This is a genomic window from Magnetococcus marinus MC-1 (assembly GCF_000014865.1).
Classification (GTDB): Bacteria; Pseudomonadota; Magnetococcia; order Magnetococcales; family Magnetococcaceae; genus Magnetococcus; species Magnetococcus marinus.
The window spans coordinates 4,481,112-4,500,202 of record NC_008576.1; the positions used below are offsets into that span (position 1 = coordinate 4,481,112).

Sequence of the window (19,091 nt, forward strand, 5' to 3'; positions counted from 1 at the left end):
AGCTTGCCTAGCGCTTGAGCGCGATCAACTCTTCCAACATACCATCCGTTACCGTAATCAGCCGCGAGTTAGCCTGGAACGCCCGCTGGGTGGTAATCATGTTCACCATTTCGTTGGACATATCCACGTTGGAGTTTTCCAACGTATAGCTACGTATGGTTCCCAACGCCCCCGAGTTGGGCTCACCCTCGCGAGGAACACCCGAAAGATGCGTCTCCGCAAACAGGTTGGCACCCACCTGATCCAACGCCTGCTCATTATCAAAATCCACCAAACCAATTTGATACAGCGCCTTGGTCTCACCATTGGTATAGGTGCCGTTGATGGTGCCATCCAAACCCACCGACAGGCTCTCTAAAAAGCCCGCCGAAAAACCATTCTGCGAAGCCGACATGGTGGTAAATGAGCTCGCACGCTGCACACTACCCAGCAGACCCGTATTGGCCACCTCCGCCGTATTGGTCCCACTACCATACAAAACCGCACCATCGGCAATGCTAAAATCATTGGTGGCATCGGCAGTGATCGCATCGCCAAAATCAAACAGAATCTGCTGTGTTTCCGCCGTGCTGCTGTTGCCGGTAAACTGGAAGGTGATGGGGGTAGATCCCTCTGTATCTAAACGGCCATAGGTGTCAAAGGTCAAGACCCCTGCGGTGTAACCCGCACCCGTCGGTGCGCTCTCCATGGCACCGGTTACAGCCATCATATTGGTCAGATCACCCGTACCCGCCTGGGCCGCACTCAGATCCTCACTGGGTACAGCCACATACCAGTTCCACGTGTTGTCGGTGGTCTTTTTAAAGTGCAGCTCAACATTGTGACCCTGACCCAATGAGTCATACACCCGAATCGGCGTGGCATAATTATAACTGGCCGGATCGTTGGGATCATAGGTGCTATGGTTGGCATCGGTAATAATCGCCGCATCCGACTGTAACATCATACCCACAGAAATCGCCGTCGTCGCCTTGGGCTCTGCCGACTGATAGGTGGCCAGGTTAATGTCGGTCATGGAACCGCTGGTCTCACCCGAAGTTTGATCCACCGCGTAACCTTGCAGAATCAAACCTGCGTTGGTCACCATATAACCATCCAAATTTTGTTTAAAATCGCCTGCACGGGTGTAAAAGGTATCCATGCTTGAGGTAGCATTACCACCACCACCACCCAGTTGCGCCGAACCAGGATTGGCATCCCGAACCTTAAAGAAACCCTGACCATCAATCGCCAAATCGGTCACGGTGGAGGTGCCAGCAAACCCCCCTTGTTGCATAAGCTGGTCAATGGCCGAAACCCCTACCCCCGTACCAATCTGCGTGGAAGCACGGGTACCGCTAATACCAACCGTCTGAATGAGCACATCTTCGAAAGTGGTTCGGGAACCTTTAAACGCTGTGGTATTGGTGTTCGAGAGGTTGTTACCAATAACCGTCATGGCATTGCCATAGTTGGTCAGCGCACTGGAACCGGCATACATCGCCTGATGGATGGACATTGCTTAATCTCCTAGTCACCGCTAGAGGCTTCTCTCTGGTCGCCTCATGACGAAAACATACTAATGCTCTGGGTTGATCACTGGGGTACTACAGCCCCACGCGTTCAACTCGCAATTTGAATACGGCGTACATCGGCTAAATCAACCTGTGTACCGTTGACATCCAGTTTCACACCATTGGTATCATTCACCACCCCCGCCACCAAGCCCGTGGCCAATGTCTGCGCTGTGGTCTCACTGCCATCCCTCACAACAACACGGAACTTATAGTTACCCGCCGCAGTGGCATCCCCATACTGCGCATTGTTCAGATCCAAACTCTTAATGCCGCCGCTGTCGTAGCTTAGGGAAACACTCTTGAGCTCTTCACCCGCAGCGTTGTACATCACCACCTCAACATTGGCCGCATCGGAGAGCTCAAAGTTAATATTGGCCTTACCACTCTCGCCAATGGTTAGCGTATTGCCCTCCACCAGCACTTCCCGGCCAATGTAGGCAACCGCTTGACCAACCTGATCAGTACCGCCACTCATCAATTCCACCAGTTGCTGCAACAGTTGCGTACTGTTCTGTTGCTGGCTCAACCCCTCAAAGGTCGCAAGCTGACTGGTAAATTCGGTGTTTTCCATGGGCTCTAGTGGATCTTGGTGCTCCAATTGTGCCGTTAACATGCGTAGAAAATCCGACTGCAACTCTTTTGCATCGGTCGAAGTACTTGTATACTTGCTTGCATTAGGGTCGTAGACCGGTACGTTATTAACAATCCCCGTTGTGCTCATAATTCCCTTCTCCTCCAAACGTCGCCAGCCCTACTCGGACGAATTTTTCTTTTCTTTAGTACTTTTACATAACAATCGCCGTGCCAAGCCATTTTTCTATTCTATCTTCATGTTTTTATTATACTTAAATTTATGCCCTCGCTTCCCTCATCCCGCTCTGTCGACCATTTTTTACCGGCAACTCTTGCCTCACCCCCCCCCGTGCTGCCCTTTTTTTCCCATCCCTACTTAAAAAAGCTTGACCGGGTAAACCACCGATTATTTCCAACAAATCAACCAAACCACCCAGCACCACCAGCTTGCACAACCTCTGCTCAGCTATCCGCCACACGCTTACAACCGTTCCTCTACACCGACACGCCACCCCTTAACAAAAAAAGCGGCCACCTCGTTTTAGGTGGCCGCTTTTCCCTTTAAGCAATAACGCTTAACCCGCCCAATCCTGGGCCTCGTATCTGCCCAGATTGAATAATCTGCTCCACCAAATCCCACTCTTTTTGCCAGGGCGAGCGCTCCTCAGAACCCTCTTTACCCTGCTCAGATGCATCCTTAAAACCCGCATCGGAACGGGCATCCGCAAAGTCATGCTGACCTACTTCGACATTGACTTCCGCAAAACCCAACTCCTGTCTTGCCAATGCCTCTCGCAGTTGCGACATGTTGCGATTGATGGCCTCTTTAGCGGCTTCTGACTCGGCGGTAATGGTCAAATGCACCCTGTTATCAGCATCAATCTGCAATTTCACATCCAAGGAACCCAACTCACGAGGCTCCAAGCGCAATCGTATCTGCTCCTGCTCGCCAGGTTTGGAGATAAGCTTCATACGGCCAATGCGATTACCCAACTCATCCCCAAACTGGGGAGTTTGTGCCCGTATGGGTGATTGCGCCACCGCGCGCATCGCTTTGCTCGATCCCCCCTGCTCACCCTTGATTTGGGCAAGGCCCTCTTTGACTTGCAAATCCAGTTTTTCAACACTTTTTACTGTTTTTTCATCAGCATGGAGCTGCATCTGTTCAAGCATACGACCAAACTGTGCCTCTTGCCCGCCAACTTGCAGCTCTACACCAGGAATATTTTGCCCCAACTGCGGCTCACCATTGGGCGATACGCGGGGCATTTCCCCCTGATTGACCGGCTTACCGTCACCATTGACCGCAACCCGTTGCCCCTTCACTTCTCCCTTTTGTACCTGAGCTTTAGATTCCATCTGGGTTTGTTGAAGCGGGACTTGTTCCCCACCTTGCACGTCCTTATGCGCATCTGACCCATTTTTCCGCCTGACCGTTTCGTGTTCCTTACGCATGGCATGGGCGGAGGGCTGCTTCTCGTCCTTGGACAGGTCTTGTTTCTCTGCGTTCTCTTGGGCTTGTTGCTGCTGGCCCACTTGGTTGAGAGTATCGGCAAAGCTTTGGCCATCTTCATTGACGGCGCTGGCCTGTTCCGCTCCAGTGGGTTTTGACTCCACACCAGAGACGGGACCCAAGGAGGCGAGCTGCATGGCGAATGCGCTCATAAGCCACTCCTCTGTAAAGGGTTGTGCCAAATTAGGCTTTAATACCCTTTACAAGCGGCATGCCAAATATATCTCCTTCATATTTATAGGTATTATTACGCTTGTTTACTTATTTTACAAAAGTTACCCCATGCATAGGGTAAAAGCTGCCGTTGCTTGGGGGGGGGGTAGCAGAGGGAACAGGTAGGCTTAGTGTCAGCCTCTCCTGGGCAGGCTGCAAACCCGTGGATAAGCCGATTTTCCCCGCAAACAGCCAATATGCGACGGGTTGCGCCCCGCGCAATGACCCTTAGGGGTGCTGTTTTGTCTCAATGTGGCGACATGGGCACGCGCTGCTGGGGGGCTCCCTCCTCGTGGATATCGACCAAGCCCAACGTCAGCTCGGGACAAAACCTTGGTAAACCTGTTTCTTAACGCTATGGCGCGCCTTATTGTTTAACACGACGGGATAGCAAGGGTGCACAAACGCCACGGCCCAACACAAAGGCCACAGCGGCTGGTAGCCGCTGTGGCCTTTGTAACCCCAAACCGTTCGGAGTGGCTTGCCCGCTTGCCACCCTCGGCGTGTCAAACCAGCAGGAGAAAAATAACCATCCCCCCAACAGCCTGTATTTACCTTTTACCTCACATTTTTTTCCGCAAAAGCGGGTTTGTAGGCCATATCGCTCTTCATAATATGACCAACCAGCCAATCTTTTAGGAAATCGATAATCTCTGTGGCGACCTTTGGATCGGCACCATTTAACAAAATATCCCGCTTGCTCCCCACCGTACTGAGAAAACGCTCATGCTCCGCCTTTTGACTGGGTAGTGCGCTATAACCGATCTCTGCCATCATGCGCTCTTCGCGGGCAAAATGGGTCGTCGCGTAGTTGACCAAGCGCTCATAGACATGCTGCAAGAAGTTCTCCCGATCATCCTTAACCGCTATAGACAATTCATTGATAAGGTTGATCAATTGCTTATGATCAGCATCCAACAACTGCACACCCACTGAATATTCATTGCGCCAAGCGATGGCCGGGGCGTATGCCCCCACATCAAACGTTCCACCCATATACAATTGGTTGAGCTGAGCAAAGAAATTTTCGCGCAACTGGTTAAAATAGCGCATCGCATGCTCAACCCCTTCGGTCTCAGAGGCCCTTAACAGCTTAATCACATCCCGCGCCGAATGATGTAATTGCTCATGGGTCCCCAACACCTTTTGGTAAAGCTCTGTGCGTTTTAATGCTTCGGGGATCTCATTGGCCAGATATTTACCCACCGTACTGGCTTGTGTATCCCCAAAATCACTCACCAATGAAGCATCACCCACCGTCACCCCACGGTTTAGCTGTCCCATAATCGACAGCGTGGCCTCTTTTAATAGACGGATATTAAAGGGTTCTGGACCAATATCCACCCGGCACTGCGCGGTGTAAAGCGCATCACTAATACCACTGGCCACATCACCCACGGCCTGAAAATGCCTGACCGTTCCACTCATGGAGAGCACCACGTCCAATGAGTGCTCCACGCTCTCGCGCACTTGATAGGAGATCTGCTCCGTGTTACCCACCGCCTGTTGAATCTGCTTGGATGCCTCTAACGCGCGACTGGTGCGGCTATCCATATTTTGCGCCGCTTGACGAATCTCTTCGGTGGCATCGGCAATGGCCACGGTAGACTGGGCAGCCTCCGCAGCAGCCATCGCAACCTCGCGTACCGCCAACTGTAACACCTCCACTTTAGCCGTCACCTCATGGGCGGCACGGGAGACCGCATTGGCCGACCCAGCAATCTCGCCAATGGCGGCGTGCTGCTCATCTACAGCAGCATTGATCTCCGCATTGGCACTGCCAATCCGACCAATGGCTTGGGTAATGTCCTCGGTCAACGCCACCGCCGCTTTGGATTGATCCTGAATCTCATCAATATTGCCCCAAATCATCTGCGTGGCATCTGCCGTCTGACTGGCCAACGCCTTAACCTCATTGGCAACCACCGCAAAACCCTTGCCGGCTTCCCCTGCACCGGCAGCCTCAATGGAGGCATTAAGGGCCAGCATGTTGGTCTGCTCGGCAATATCATTGATCACATCCACAACCTTGCCAATGTTATTGGCCGTCTCAGAGAGACGCTGCATACCCAACATCGCTTCTTGGGCGCGGTGCTCGGTATACGCTGTTGCCTCAACCGCTGCCTGACACCGATTATGAACATCCCCCAACGAACGCTGCATCTCCTTAACCGAGGCGGCTACCTGATCCACCGATCTGTTGACCTGGGTAAGCTGCTCATTAACACCGGTCACATTTAGTGCCATGGTTTCGGCATTAACCGCCATGGTACCCACACTCTGGCTGGCCTCCTCGGCGGTGCGCGCAATATGATTGACCTGCTTACTCACCTGCGCCGCCGCCTCATATACCGAGCCCATATTGGTAACGGTCTCATCCATACCCGAGCGGATGGTGCCAATCTCATCGTTGAGAACCTGATTGTCCTGATCAACCTTGTGCGCGATCTCACCCAAAGCAATGTTGGTATCACTCAGTTCCGAACGCAGCGTCAAAATCTCCTGCACAAACGTGGTTATGTTTGAAGCCTGTAGATTGGTCAACCGCACATTCTCACTCAAACCACCTACCAGCAAGTTGATATGCTTTGCCACCACACCCATCTCATCCTGACGCTCGCCCAGCTCTGTACGTACCGTCAAATCCCCTTTAGATATCTCGGTCATCACACTGGATATCTGATTCAATGGCCGGGTTATGGCCCGACCAATGGAGTAACCAGTACCCACCAGAAAGATCACCGAAAAGAGGGTTAAATAGGTAATACCTTGCTTGAGACTGTTGACCCGCTGCTCAATGGTATCTAAATTCCGATTGGCCCGCGCAAGTTGTTCTTTCAAAAAGGGTTGCAGCACTTCCTGCAATGCTTCAGATTCACCATCAAAGGCGGCCATGCGTTTATTACCACCACTTGGCCCCTCTGCAATATAAGCCTCTGCCATCAGCTTACCGACACGATAAAAGCTAGTGACCCGTTTACCCAGCTCCTCCATGGACGTGGCATCTTTCAACGCACCACTGGCTTTAAAATGCACCTTGAAATCTGCAATATTGGCCATCAGGCCTTTATAGTTAACCTCAGCTTCGGCAAAGCCATCGTTAAGACCATCTAAGCCGCGCGTCGCTGAAATATCGGTCAACCACTGCTGAATTTGGATCACCTGTTTTTCCATCTGGGTGGCCAGCATGCCATACTTAAAACTGACCGTACGGGCATCAATAGAGCGCTTTTCCACCTCGCTGCTCACCATGGTGCTCCAGATGCCCAGTATAAACAGCAGTACCAAAGGAATGATAAAACCAACGGTCACCTTGACCCGCACAGACAGATTGTTGAACACAACTCCCCCCTCACTAAACAGGACAGACCAAACCGTAGACCAGCATTGCGTTGTTTTGACGAGCCATCCATGAACGTTCCATAAATAGCTACCAATTGTAGCAGTTTCTTAACCTCAACGTCTAGAAACTGGTCAACATCATTTGCATATTTGTTGAAGCCGTTCTGTAACAAAACAATATGTTACAAATCGACACAACCGACCCGTTTACCAAATTTCGGTATGCTATCCCCCCGGTTATATACCTCTATTTTGGCATCTCCCTTCGTATAAAAAAAGGGCAGATTCTCTCGTGAATCTGCCCTTTTTAGCCCCTGCACCCTAGAGAGATTAAAGTTGCGCCTCAACCCCACTGGCCAGTTCAACCACCACATCGACCACGGGCTCGATTTTGTGGATCAAGCCAATGCTCTGCCCGGCCATCACCGAGCCACCCTCAACATCCCCATCAATGGCCGCACGCTTCAGAGCACCTACCCAGAAATGCTCTAACTCCAGGATGGCCGCCTTACGATCCTTGCTGCCCGCCTTAACCTCTTGCACCAATTTGAGTTGTAGATCGTTAAAGGCCTCTGTACCCTTGTTGGCAATGGCCCGTACCGGTATGACCGGTAGCACCACATCAAACTGCGCCGTTACAACCGCATCTTTGGCTGACGCCTTGATGAATAAATTTTTAAAATTTTCGTGGGCGATACACTCATCCGTACAGACAAAGCGTGTGCCTACCTGACACCCCGCCGCCCCCATGGCCACCAGATGCGACACCATCTGCCCATTGGCAATACCCCCAGCCACAAACACTGGAACCTCATCAATGTTGGGCAGAATTTCCTGCGCCAATACAATGGTCGCTACTGGACCCACATGCCCCCCTGCTTCATGCCCTTCAATAATCAAGGCATCCGCCCCCCGTGTGATCAAACGCTTAGCCAACGGCAAATTGGGGGCAAACAGCATGATCTTAATGTCTGCCTCTTTTAACGCAGCGATGGTCGATTTATCTGGAAACCCCCCCGCCACCACCACATGGCTAACCCGCTCCTGCTGACAAATCTCTACCAGCTCTGACAACTGGGGGTTCAGGGCTATCAAATTGACCCCAAAGGGTTTGTCCGTCAACTTACGCACCCCTTGGATCTCTTGCCGTAACATCTCTGGTGGCATGTTACCCGTGGCTAATACTCCAAAACCACCCGCTTCAGAGATCGCTGCGACCAACTTGTGCTCCGATAACCAAGACATCGCCCCGCCCAAAATAGCATAACGACTCCCTAAAAATGCTTTACCGCGTTCCCAGGAGTTACGCATGGTTTCATTGCTCATACTTCACCTCTATCTTAGCGTGTGGATGCAAGCGCGCCACCCACCTCTCGACAAAAAAGCCGGGCACAAAGCCCGGCTTTTTTATATATCAACCCTACCAATTGTCAGGCCGCCTGTGCAGCAGCACTAACCAACGCTTCCCGGTTGTCACGACGCGACTCTGGTAGTAAACAAACTTCTAAACGCTCTTCTAAACGGCGCAGCGCCCACTTTGGATCAATGTTAACCAAGGAACAGATCCAATTGAATGAGCCAGGTTCCATAGAGGTGGAATGAAACCACTTTTTCAGGGTACGATAATCATAACGAAACACAGGATCATCCACAACCGCCGGATCCTTACGGTAACGCTCTAACGCCACCAAGTCGCGAACGGCACGGTCCATGACCGCCATCCACAAATGGGTATCGTTATTGTCCCCTGAAGGTTCGGCGAGAACTTCCGAAATCATAGCTGTACGCATGGTGCTTACTCCCTTGTTCTATAGCGCGACGCGGCCATCAAATAGACAGCCTTATTATTCCGATCCCTGTTTTATCCGGTGACGCCGGACCCGCTATTTTATTTTTTAGGTTGCGGAAGGAACGGTTTTATAGAATGTGTTACAGGCGTTGTTATCCTAACGACAATTTCTGAAAATTGGTACAAAAATCTACCTTGCCTACTGCAATAGCCGCATTAGTAGTAAATTACCCTTTAAAAACCATATGCTACGTAATTTTTATAAGAACACAAGGAGGAAAATCAACTTTCCATTTGCCCCGCATAAATTATTTTTCTCTATATATTTCATATGGTTTTACATACTAAGCCTTTTTGAAAAAACCCCATTTTTAGTTTGAATGCGTTGGGTCGGTTATCTGCGTTTTTGCTATTTTTATCATGATTTATCAAATATATATACACATTTCAAGCATCTTGCTCTTACGGAACATACACAACCATGCCTTGCCATGTTTTGTTGTATACCTTGCGTGTTATATACCTAAATCATTTTTACCTAAGGTTAATTACCCACGCTATTTACTAATACCTCATGCCCTGCCGGCCCAGCGACCCCACACGGAGCAAACAATATGGTGAAGTTTTTTTTTGGGTAGCCGATCATTATCCCTGTAGCCTGACATGATCGCCTATTTTTGGTGACACCACGCACCACGCTCCAGAGGATGTGGAATGCCTCTTGCCAACCTGTTTCCGTAGCGGCGCCTACCAGCGGAAACAGGGTTCCAGTTTAGAGGCTGGGGTAATTTGGGTTGTAGCGGTGCAGATTTGACGAAAAGCAGCGGTTATCTTGCCACGGGATCTTAGACTCCGTTAAGGCAAATCGCCGGGGTGTAAGATCCGTGGAGATTTAACCTGACGGATCCACTTCTGCCCACTATACGTAAGCTGCTGAAAATGATCTGTTAGGCCCAGAAATTGTATGCAGCATATTTTTATTTGTATCTTTTTTTACATATGGTTAATATCCTGTATAGAATCTGTTCGATTCTAAACCAAAACCTGATGCAAAAGCCATAACCCTGCTTGTCACCACGGCTACCAGGAGATAAAGTTGCGTTAAGACTGCATAAGTGCCTATTTGGGATTGACGAGGAAAAATAAATCCTCAACAATCTATAAGATTCCCTACGTGTCAATAAAGCGCTTTTAACAAACGCTTACCTTCAGCGAGTAGAGTTCAGCTCATGAACATGGAAACCGATGAAAATGATGAACTATTGGGCATGTTTGTCCAAGAGGCCGTGGAACACATCGAAACCATCGAGCCCGACCTTTTGACGCTGGAGGAGCAAGGCGCCGATACGGACACCGAGGTTATCAATCGCCTGTTCCGTAGCGTCCACTCAATTAAGGGCTCTGCCGGTTTCTTTGGCTTGACCGCGATTTCCAAGCTCTCACATATCATGGAGAACTTGCTTGGTAAGGTGCGTGAACGCGCCATTGTCGCCTCGCCAGCGGTCTCTGACAGTCTGCTGTCTGGCCTGGATAAACTCCAGACCATGATTAATGACGTCTCCAATAGTGAAAAGGTGGATGCCACCGAGCAGATCAATGCGATCCAGTCCATCCTGGATCATCATGAGAGTGGGGCATCCGGTCCTCCGCCCACCCCAGTAGCCGCCCCAGCAGAAGCGGCCCCTGCGCCGGAGCCCGTGCACGAAGATGCGCCCGCCGCTGAAGAAGCCTCCACAGACCCGGCGGGCCATGTTGCTGCGCGTTTTGATTTGGCATCCTATGCCGAGGATGTGGGCCATGCGATCCAGCATGGGCAGAAGTTTTTCACCCTACAGCTAGAAACCGAAGGCACGGCCAAGGATAAAAAGACCGCTTTTGACAATCTGCAATCGTTGCTCGCCTCTGTGGGTAAGGTGGTTGACACCTCACCCAAAGTGAGCAGTGGTGATTTTTCAGCCGTGGGTCACTACCTGGATATTTTTATTGCCACGGTGCTGGAAAAGGATCTGCTCCAGTCCTTAATCCAGATCCCCATGGAAAAGATAACCAATACGCCGATTCCCGATCATTTGGCGAAAAGCGCCAAGTCACAAAAGGCCTCCGCGCCAGCGGCTGAGCCCCATCACGATGAGCACCCTGCTGCGCCCCCTCCGCCGCCACCGCCCATGGCTAACCCGATGGATCTTGATATGGACATGGGTATGGCAGATATGGGCTCTAACCGTGGTAAGCCTGCCCTGCGTAAGCCGCAACAAGGCAATGCCAAAGGTAAAGGGAGCGAGAGTGCTAAAGCACAAAGTGCCAGTGGGGGTGTTCCCTCTGTCGAAGAGACCCTGCGGGTTAGTGTCTCTCTGCTGGATGAACTGATTAACAACGCCGGTGAATTGGTGCTGGCACGTAACCAGTTGGTCCGTGCCAGTGCGGATGTGGCGACTCAGTTTCCCAACTTTACCTCGTTGGTGCAGAATCTTGATTCTATTACCAGCCGTATTCAAGAACGGGTCATGCAGGCGCGTATGCAGCCTGTGAGCGTTGTGTTTAACAAGTTCCCACGTATTATTCGGGATTTGGCCCGTAAGCTGAACAAAAAAATCGATCTGGAAATTCGCGGTGGTGAGGTTGATCTGGATAAGTCGGTCATTGAACACCTCTCCGATCCTTTGACCCACATGATTCGTAACGTGGCCGACCACGGTATCGAGGAACCCGATGCGCGCGTGGCCGTGGGTAAACCCGATGCGGGTCAGGTTGAGCTGGCGGCGTACCATGAAAACGGTATGGTGAATATCTCTCTCTCCGATGATGGGGCCGGTATTGATGCGGTACGCATCAAGGCCAAGGCGATGGAGAAGGGTCTGATTACCGAACGCCAAGCGGACACCATGCCAGAGGAGGAGGCGCTGGGGCTGATCTTTGCTCCGGGCTTTTCCATGGCTAAAAAGATCTCTGATGTGTCGGGTCGTGGCGTGGGCATGGACGTGGTGCGTACCAACATTGAAAAGTTGGGGGGTACGGTACACATTGAGTCCAAGGTTGGTAAGGGCACCCGCATTATCTTAAAGCTACCGCTCACCTTGGCGATCATTCCTGCCATGATTGTCTCGGCGGGCAAACAGCGGTTTGCAATTCCTGAGATCGGCTTGGTTGAGATTGTGCGGGTGGCGGAATCTGACCGCGCCAACCAAATTGAGGTTGTGGGTAATGCCCCGGTATTGCGTTTACGCAATATGCTCTTGCCGCTGGTGGATTTAGCAGATGTACTGGGTATTCAACGTGTATGGCCACCGGAGTCTGAGTCACCAGAGCGTCGCCAAAATCTTCATGAGCGTCGTTCTGTGCGGACAGACGGGAAGAGTGAACCGGCGGCTGAGACCAAGAAGAGTGCTGCCCGTCGGGATAGCAGTGATCGTCGTGCACCTGGTGGTTTGGTGGCCTACATTATGGTGTTGAATGTGGGCGGTAACGAGTTTGGTATGGTGGTGGATGAGGTGTTGGATAGTGAAGAGATTGTGGTGAAGCCACTGCCCTCCTTCTTCAAAGACAACCCCTGTTTCTCGGCCACCACCATCCTTGGTGATGGTACGGTATCGTTGATTATTGACTATGCTGGGGTGATGGAGCAGGCCAACATCAACTTTAGCAATGTTGAGCGTGCCAGCCGCATGGACCTTGATGATGAGCGCCGTGCCGCACTGCGTGAAAAACAGAATATTATTCTGCTTGAGACGGAGACCGGTCTCTTGATGGGCATTGTGCACAGCATGGTGCGACGGGTTGAAAAAATTCCGCCCAATTTGCTGGATAATATTGGTGGCCTGCCCTACGTACGTTATGACGGTAAAACCTTCCGAGCGGTTTACCCTGACCAAGTACTGGGGTTGGAAGGAATGAGTATGTCTATGGGTTATGCCTCTGACTCCGTAGGCGGCGAAGAGGATGACAATCTCTGTATGGTGGTGCCTAACATCCCAGACATGCAGGCAGGATTGATCTTTAAACGCATCATCGATACCCGCGAAACGGCTATTGATCTGGATTGCCGCGCCATTCGTGCCGAAGGGCTATTTGGTTCTGCGCAGATTGATGATCGTGTGGTGCTGTTCCCAGATGTTAACTTGGTATTTGATATTGCGGGTATCTCTTCGCCCCATCCGCCGCCCCAAGTCAATGGCACCGGGCTGCGGGCATTGGTGGTGGATGATACCCCCTTCTTGCGGGCTTTAACGGCCAGTTATCTGACCGGTGCGGGTTTCTATGTCGACCAGGCTGAGGATGGTACATCCGCGCTAAAACGCCTTAAAGAAGAGGTTTTTGATCTGCTTGTCACCGATTTAAATATGCCGCTTATGGATGGCTTTGAACTGGCTATTGAGGTTGCGGGAACCCCCATGTCGGAGATTCCGATCATTGCGACCACATCGTCCATCTCTTCTGATCTGGAGCAACGTTGCGCCCGAGCTGGTTTTGTCAGTTGTGTGCCAACTATTGATAAGAATCGTCTCCTCTCCGTGGTTGCGACGTTGCAGACGGAAGAGCTTTATTGACACGAAACCCCCCGGCCCTCAGCGGGTCGGGGGCGTTCTCACTCCGGTTAGTTGGGGTGCGCCCCTTTCGTGATGAGAAAGAAGAGCCATGCTGGTCAGCACGTTTACACTAGGTGATCTCTATCTGGGTATTGATATTATCCTGGTTAGGGAGATTAACCGTTCTATGGAGTGTACACCGGTACCGGGAGCCCCTAATTATATACGCGGGATGCTCAATATACGCGGTCGGGTAATCACGTTGTTTGATCTTAAAAATCGTTTAAGCTGGTCCGACGATCCCCGCAGTGGTGTTTTTAATGCGGAGATCGGGAATGATGGGAAGCCAGCCAAGCAGTACAATGTCATCTTAAAAACGCGTAGTGAAGTAGCACAGATTGACCGCGATATTGCCATGAGCCGCTGCCCTTGGTCGGATCCGGTGGGGTTGGTTGTTGACCAGTTAGGTGATGTGCGAGATATTGTAGATGATACCATTTTGCCCTCTCCGGCCAACCTGCGTGGGATATCTGCCGATTTTGTGCATGGTGTGGTAGAGTTTGAACGAAACCTTCTGGTTATTCTTGATGTTGCTCAAGTTTTGGGATTTGAACAGAACGCCGCTTAGTGGTCTGTTTTCACGGTTGCTTTCCATATCAGTGCAGTGGGGGGTTACGCTAACATAAAAGAGTGAGCGTCGCAGTCGACGAGCCATCGTGGTTAGGCGGTGGATCGGTTGGTTTCCTAAGAATGGCGCGCATGGCACCTGTGCAGTGGAGAGGAAGGGGTCTCAATCGGCCATTCCTGGCCCCCTTAAGGTCCATTGTGCGTTTTTTTATGCCTGTTTGGCAGAAGCTGGGTAAGTTCTTACAGTTGTTCTTTGTTCGTGTGGCTTGCAACAATATTTACCCGCTAAGGTGATTGATTTATTCTATGCGCTTTGCCAGGGTTGCTGTTTTTTGTCTATACCTAGCGTATGGGTTAATGCCATGATGTCAGGAATTGTGCGTGAAACGAAGTGACGTAGCCGGTACAAAGGGGCCTGCACGTTGGTTTTAAGCGTGGTTTTTGCCCACCTCTTGTCGCTTCTTGGCCGTTGGTAAATTAAGGTTGGTTAGATGGTTGAACAGCAACTATATCGCGAAGTTAAACAGATTCTTAAGCATGAGATGGATGCCATGCGTACGGAGGTTTATCGCGTTCGGGATTTGGTTCAAGATGCCATCGTCAAGCTGGGTTCCAGCTTTAACGACCTACGCACGCAGACGGAAATTCAGACCCAATTGTTGCATGATTTTGTTCATGCGGGCTCAAAGGATGAGGCGTCCAAGCAATCTAAAGACGAGCCACACCACGTTAATATCATTGAATTTGTTGGTGAGACAGACACCATTTTGCACGCCTTTGTCGACCATATTTTGTTGGTAAGCCGGCAGAGTATGGAGATGGTACACCGCGTGGATGATCTGGCCGATCAAATGCACAAAATTGGCAAAATACTCGGTGATATCAATGGGATTTCTGAGCAGACCAACGTATTAGCACTCAATGCCCGAATTGTCGCTGCACGAGCCGGGGAAGCGGGCCGTGCCTTTGCGGTGGTGGCTGACCAAGTACGAACCCTATCCCGTGACTCTTCTCAATTTAGTGGGCAGATTGACTCGGTGGTATCGGAGTCACACCGCAATATCAACAAGGCCAAACAGATTATTGAAACGATGGCCTCTAAGGATATGAGCTTTGCCATCGAGTCGAAAAATCGGGTTGATGGCATGATGAAAGAGATTGCTAATCTGGATAAGCAAACGACGCAAACTCTGGAACGGGTCAGTCAACTTTCAGAGCAAATTTCCCATAGCGTCGGCATCGCTGTGATGTCGCTACAGTTTGAAGATATGGTGACACAACTATCACAAAGTCTTGAAAAAAAGCTGAATATGATGGAAAACTTTATGACTGACACGCTGAGCGTGTCGATCAGCAGTGCCGACCAAACGACCCGTCAATCAGAAATACGCAAGGTTTTAGAGCGTCATCAACAGATCTATGATACGTTAGGGCACAACCCGGTTGAACAGGAATCTATGGACGAAGGGGATATCGAACTTTTCTGATTTCGCACAGGGTTGATGTAGGATTTTGGTAGCTGCGTCTACCAGATGCAGATGGATAATTCTTGATAACTATGGGGACACACTATGTCGGGAACCATTAACGTTAATCGTGGCAACGGCGAACATATCATCGCGATTAAAGGGCGGTTTAATTTTGAGATGCACTCTCAATTTCGTACGGCCTATCAAGGTGAGATTGAAAATTGTAAAGTGGGTAAAATTCGCTTTGTGATCGATTTGGCGGGTACAGAGTATATTGACTCGTCGGCTTTGGGCATGCTGCTTTTGCTTAGAGAAGAGGCCGGATCTAACGATGCGAATATTCAAATTGTTAATGCCCGACCAGAGATACGCAAAATTCTTGAAACCGCCAATTTTCAACGTTTGTTTAAAATTGGTTGATCGGTAATTTTACCGTATGAAAATCCTTATCGTTGACGATGATCGTATCAATAGTACGATTCTCACCCGCCTTTTAGAAAAGGATGGGCATAAGGTATTCACGGCCCCCAATGGTCAACGGGGGGTTGAGTTGTTTAGCGATGAACGACCCGATTTGGTGTTGATGGATATTCGTATGCCGTTAATGAACGGTTATGAGGCTGCCCGTCGCATAAAATCGTTATCCCCCAATCGTTTTGTACCCATTATCTTTTTGACTGCGGTAACAGACGATGAAGGGTTGGCCAAGTGTATTGATGCGGGTGGGGATGATTTTTTAACCAAGCCCTTTAACCGTACCATTTTACAGGCAAAGATTGGCGCCATGGAGCGCATTGGGCAGTTGCATGGCGTGCTACGGGAACAAAAAGAGTTGCTGGAGCGCCATCAACAGACCATACGCCAAGAGTTAGAGGTTGGTAAGCACCTTTTTAGCAAGATTGTGCAGGCAGGCAATCTGCTGGATGCACCTTGTTTGCAACATTGGACAGCCCCTATGTCGCTTTTTAATGGCGACCTGCTCATGGCCAGTTATAACCCCGCCGGCGGCTTACACATTATGTTGGGGGATTTTACGGGGCATGGGCTATCGGCGGCGGTGGGGGCATTGCCCATTTCTGAAATATTTTATGGTCTAACGGCGCAGGGTTTTTCCATCAGTGATTTGGTGGATGAGATGAATGCTAAGTTGACCGAGGTTCTGCCCGCTCGTATGTTTTGTGCCGCCTGTCTGATTGAGATTGATCCACGCCAGCAGAGTTTGCTGATTTGGAATGGGGGTTTACCGGATATTTTAATTGCCGATGCCAGCGGTTCCATCGTTAGGCGTGTACGCTCTACCCATTTACCGTTGGGTGTTACACACTTTACAGCGGAAGATCGTTCGGTAGAGATGGTAGAGATATTACCCGACTATCGTGTATATCTCTATTCCGATGGTTTGACAGAGGCCATTAATCCCCAAGGTCAGATGTATGGCACGGATCACCTTGAGTCGCTTTTTAAGCCGACTGTCAGCGGTGAGGCACGGTTTCAAACCATTTTAGAGGATGTGAAGCGGTTTCGTGCGGCGGCACCCCAGAATGACGATATAAGCCTGTTAGAGATTGACTGCAACCGCGCGGCGTTACCAGCGACCTCGGAGCAGCTTTACCAGCACCATAAGCAGTTTAAGCCTGGCCGCTGGAGCACAAGGTTTAGGTTTGAGATTGAGATGCTCAAACAGCAGGACCCTTTACCAACCATGGTCAATGCGCTGATGAATATTCAGGCACCGACGGGGCATCGGGAGCGACTGTACATTATTCTTTCTGAGCTTTTTACCAATGCGTTGGACCATGGCATTTTGGGCATGCTCACGGCGACCAAGGCAACGCCAGAAGGGTTTACAAACTACTATCTCAACCGTGAAGAGCGTCTAGCCGCTCATCCTGAGGGGTATATCCAGGTCGACGTGACGCATCAATCTTTAGAGAATGGTGGTGGTTCATTTACGATACGGGTTGAGGATAGTGGTAGCGGGTTTGATGCGGCCAATGTAACCTCGTTTATACAGTCCAACTTTGGCCACGGCAGTCGTGGTATTGCCTTAGTGAGGTCATTGTGTCAGTCGTTGGAATACTCTGGTCGCGGCAATATTGCCGAGGCTGTTTATACATGGAATAATACTTAGCAAGACGGATAGGCATCCATGGCGGAAAAGTTGAAGGCAATGGTCGTCGATGACACCATTACCTACCGCATGATCATGAAAAAGGTGGCCGAATCCATCCCTGGTGTTGAGGTGGTGGCATCGGCCCCCAATGGCAAGGTGGCACTTGAGAAAATTCCTGGTGTCCAGCCTGAAGTGGTTCTGTGCGATGTTGAAATGCCCGTCATGGATGGTCTGGCCACGCTCAAGGAGATCGGTCAGCGTTTTCCTGAAGTGACCGTGGTGATGGTCAGTGGCCTGTCCCGCTCCAATGCAAACATCATTATGGAGTGCTTAAACGCAGGCGCGCTGGACTTTGTGACCAAGCCATTGGAAAGCAATGCCAATGCGGCGATGCAAGCATTGCGCTTGGATCTGGAGCCCATTTTATCTGTCATTGTCTCCAAACGTAAGCCTGCGGGCCGCGAAGCGGCCGCTGTGGTCGATGAGGTGAGTAACCCAGCGGAGCCCCCACCGGCAAGGGCCCCGTTCGGTATACCTAACCGTGCTGGGGCGGTACCTGGTGCCCGGCCTATGCCATCACCGCGACCGGGATTGGCGGCTCGGGGTCAGGCTCCGCTTCCTGTTAGACCGGGTTTGCCTGCTGCCATACGACCTGGACAACGGGCAGGTATCCCTGCGGTAGCGCGTCGGCCTATGGTTACACCAGCGGCGCGTCCCACAGCGGGGCCTCGGGTGCAGCGCCCGGATCTGCTATTAATTGGATCTTCAACGGGGGGACCTGCGGCATTAACCCGTGTATTGAGCGTTTTGGCTGGGAAAAAATTACCCATTCCCACGCTCATCGTGCAACATATGCCGCCGGTTTTTACGGCCTCTTTGGCCTCCCAGTTAAGCCGATCGTCTGGGGTTGAGGTGGTTGAGGCAGAAGCGGGCATGCTGGTAACACCGGGGGGCATTATCATCGCCCAAGGGGGCATGCACATGACCCTAAAAATGCTTGGTCGGCAACTATCGGTCGATTTAAATCAGGGACCCAAGGTTAACGAGTGTCGACCGGCTATAGATGTGTTATTTATGTCTATAGCCGCGAGTTTTAGTGGGCAGACACTCTCTGTCATTCTTACCGGTATGGGTCGTGATGGCACCAACGGTGTGGATGCCCTAAAACGTAGTTCCAAAACCTACTGTATCACCCAAGACCGCGATTCATGTGTGGTCTACGGTATGCCCCGTTCGGTAGAAGAGAAAGGGCTTTCGGATGAAGCACTTCCTTTAGAGCAAATCGGTAAGCGTATACAGGAAATATGTGGTGTATGATTTCGTGTTTGTGTAGGATCTAATAAAACTTGGATCCGTAATTTTAAAACGGTCGA

At 50.8% G+C, this 19,091-nt stretch carries 12 protein-coding genes; 6 read left to right on the forward strand and 6 right to left on the reverse strand.

The genetic code is table 11. The features are described from left to right. Positions 1–7 precede the first annotated feature (7 nt). The 6 genes from MMC1_RS18315 to MMC1_RS18350 form a co-directional block, all read right to left on the reverse strand. On the reverse strand, positions 8–1,498 hold the full coding sequence (locus MMC1_RS18315) for a flagellar hook protein FlgE (protein WP_011715111.1): 1,491 nt from the start codon (positions 1,496–1,498) through the stop codon (positions 8–10). Between the two features lie 104 nt (positions 1,499–1,602). Next, positions 1,603–2,277: a flagellar hook assembly protein FlgD gene (locus MMC1_RS18320; RefSeq protein WP_011715112.1), complete on the reverse strand. Its 675-nt coding sequence runs from the start codon at positions 2,275–2,277 to the stop codon at positions 1,603–1,605. 413 nt (positions 2,278–2,690) lie between these two features. Continuing rightward, entirely contained in the window at positions 2,691–3,794 is a 1,104-nt protein-coding gene (locus MMC1_RS18330; RefSeq protein WP_011715113.1) for a flagellar hook-length control protein FliK, read from the reverse strand. A gap of 619 nt (positions 3,795–4,413) precedes the next feature. Beyond that, on the reverse strand, positions 4,414–7,197 hold the full coding sequence (locus MMC1_RS18340) for a bacteriohemerythrin (protein ID WP_011715114.1): 2,784 nt from the start codon (positions 7,195–7,197) through the stop codon (positions 4,414–4,416). 330 nt (positions 7,198–7,527) lie between these two features. After that, on the reverse strand, positions 7,528–8,523 hold the full coding sequence (locus MMC1_RS18345) for an NAD(P)H-dependent flavin oxidoreductase (RefSeq protein WP_011715115.1): 996 nt from the start codon (positions 8,521–8,523) through the stop codon (positions 7,528–7,530). Between the two features lie 104 nt (positions 8,524–8,627). Continuing rightward, positions 8,628–8,987 carry a hypothetical protein gene (locus tag MMC1_RS18350; protein ID WP_011715116.1) on the reverse strand — a complete coding sequence of 120 codons (360 nt, stop codon included), beginning with the start codon at positions 8,985–8,987 and terminating at the stop codon, positions 8,628–8,630. A 1,228-nt stretch (positions 8,988–10,215) separates the two neighbouring features. On the opposite strand from MMC1_RS18350, the gene MMC1_RS18355 reads away from it, so the two are divergent. From MMC1_RS18355 to cheB, 6 genes are all read left to right on the forward strand, one after another. Beyond that, positions 10,216–13,530, forward strand: coding sequence for a hybrid sensor histidine kinase/response regulator (locus MMC1_RS18355; RefSeq protein ID WP_011715117.1), 3,315 nt, complete (start codon positions 10,216–10,218; stop codon positions 13,528–13,530). 88 nt (positions 13,531–13,618) lie between these two features. After that, on the forward strand, positions 13,619–14,137 hold the full coding sequence (locus MMC1_RS20730; protein ID WP_011715118.1) for a chemotaxis protein CheW: 519 nt from the start codon (positions 13,619–13,621) through the stop codon (positions 14,135–14,137). 490 nt (positions 14,138–14,627) lie between these two features. Further along, entirely contained in the window at positions 14,628–15,623 is a 996-nt protein-coding gene (locus MMC1_RS18365) for a methyl-accepting chemotaxis protein (RefSeq protein ID WP_011715119.1), read from the forward strand. Between the two features lie 84 nt (positions 15,624–15,707). Then, complete coding sequence (locus tag MMC1_RS18370; protein ID WP_011715120.1) at positions 15,708–16,025, forward strand: STAS domain-containing protein; 318 nt, start codon at positions 15,708–15,710, stop codon at positions 16,023–16,025. A gap of 16 nt (positions 16,026–16,041) precedes the next feature. Next, complete coding sequence (locus MMC1_RS18375; RefSeq protein WP_011715121.1) at positions 16,042–17,736, forward strand: ATP-binding SpoIIE family protein phosphatase; 1,695 nt, start codon at positions 16,042–16,044, stop codon at positions 17,734–17,736. A gap of 18 nt (positions 17,737–17,754) precedes the next feature. Continuing rightward, positions 17,755–19,035: a chemotaxis-specific protein-glutamate methyltransferase CheB gene (gene cheB, locus MMC1_RS18380; RefSeq protein WP_011715122.1), complete on the forward strand. Its 1,281-nt coding sequence runs from the start codon at positions 17,755–17,757 to the stop codon at positions 19,033–19,035. Positions 19,036–19,091 lie beyond the last annotated feature (56 nt).

Bases quoted from the DNA above. Each gene is read 5' to 3' on its own strand.
- MMC1_RS18350 (WP_011715116.1), bottom strand. From the start codon at position 8,987: ATGCGTACAGCTATGATTTCGGAAGTTCTCGCCGAACCTTCAGGGGAC.
- MMC1_RS18375 (WP_011715121.1), top strand. From the start codon at position 16,042: ATGAAAATCCTTATCGTTGACGATGATCGTATCAATAGTACGATTCTC.
- MMC1_RS18370 (WP_011715120.1), top strand. From the start codon at position 15,708: ATGTCGGGAACCATTAACGTTAATCGTGGCAACGGCGAACATATCATC.
- MMC1_RS18320 (WP_011715112.1), bottom strand. From the start codon at position 2,277: ATGAGCACAACGGGGATTGTTAATAACGTACCGGTCTACGACCCTAAT.
- MMC1_RS18330 (WP_011715113.1), bottom strand. From the start codon at position 3,794: ATGAGCGCATTCGCCATGCAGCTCGCCTCCTTGGGTCCCGTCTCTGGT.
- cheB (WP_011715122.1), top strand. From the start codon at position 17,755: ATGGCGGAAAAGTTGAAGGCAATGGTCGTCGATGACACCATTACCTAC.
- MMC1_RS18315 (WP_011715111.1), bottom strand. From the start codon at position 1,498: ATGTCCATCCATCAGGCGATGTATGCCGGTTCCAGTGCGCTGACCAAC.
- MMC1_RS18365 (WP_011715119.1), top strand. From the start codon at position 14,628: ATGGTTGAACAGCAACTATATCGCGAAGTTAAACAGATTCTTAAGCAT.
- MMC1_RS20730 (WP_011715118.1), top strand. From the start codon at position 13,619: ATGCTGGTCAGCACGTTTACACTAGGTGATCTCTATCTGGGTATTGAT.
- MMC1_RS18345 (WP_011715115.1), bottom strand. From the start codon at position 8,523: ATGAGCAATGAAACCATGCGTAACTCCTGGGAACGCGGTAAAGCATTT.
- MMC1_RS18355 (WP_011715117.1), top strand. From the start codon at position 10,216: ATGAACATGGAAACCGATGAAAATGATGAACTATTGGGCATGTTTGTC.